Source organism: Vibrio mexicanus (genome assembly GCF_001012815.1).
GTDB classification, from domain to species: domain Bacteria; phylum Pseudomonadota; class Gammaproteobacteria; order Enterobacterales; family Vibrionaceae; genus Vibrio; species Vibrio mexicanus.
The window spans coordinates 1-208 of the sequence record NZ_JYJP01000140.1 but is presented as its reverse complement, the minus strand read 5'-3'; the positions used below and the strand labels follow the sequence as shown (position 1 = coordinate 208).

Here is a 208-nt window from a genome sequence, read left to right as displayed (position 1 = left end):
AAATAGTGGCTGGGCTACCTGGATTCGAACCAGGGAATGGCGGCATCAAAAGCCGCTGCCTTACCGCTTGGCGATAGCCAACAGCGAACAATTGTTTATAAAACAAATCAGTTCTAAATAATGGTGCGGAAGGAGAGACTTGAACTCTCACACCTTGCGGCGCCAGAACCTAAATCTGGTGCGTCTACCAATTCCGCCACTTCCGCAT

General features: G+C 49.5%; 2 tRNA genes. Both read right to left on the bottom strand.

Going from position 1 to position 208, the window contains the following annotated elements:
- Positions 1 to 6 precede the first annotated feature (6 nt).
- Positions 7 to 81: transfer RNA gene (locus UA76_RS20700), tRNA-Gln, on the bottom strand.
- Positions 82 to 121: 40 nt separating this feature from the next.
- Positions 122 to 206, bottom strand: a tRNA-Leu gene (locus UA76_RS20695).
- Between the last annotated feature and the right edge of the window lie 2 nt (positions 207 to 208).